Genomic DNA, 267 nt, shown 5'->3' with positions numbered 1-267 from the left:
CAACTTAGAGGCGTACGAGATAAGTCTTTTTTTCTATTCAGATTATCCAAACTTTTTGCTTAGTCCCCAACTTTTGAGACTGATCCCATTTTCTGTATTTTTTGATGCATTCACTAAAACAAAAAAACGCTGTAAACATATTGTTTACAGCGTTTTAGCTTATTTTAGTTTCTCAACTTGCGGAGAGAGAGGGATTCGAACCCCCGGACCTGTTACAGTCAATAGTTTTCAAGACTATCGCAATCGACCACTCTGCCATCTCTCCTT

Annotated in this window: 1 tRNA gene; it reads right to left on the bottom strand. The window is 38.2% G+C overall.

From position 1 onward, the window contains the following. Positions 1-180 precede the first annotated feature (180 nt). Positions 181-265 (bottom strand) — tRNA-Ser (locus AB671_RS21905). Positions 266-267 lie beyond the last annotated feature (2 nt).

The sequence above is a fragment of the Chryseobacterium sp. BGARF1 genome (assembly GCF_001677955.1).
Lineage (GTDB): Bacteria > Bacteroidota > Bacteroidia > Flavobacteriales > Weeksellaceae > Chryseobacterium.
The sequence above is the reverse complement of the archived record's forward strand: the minus strand, read 5'-3'. Positions and strand labels throughout refer to the sequence as shown.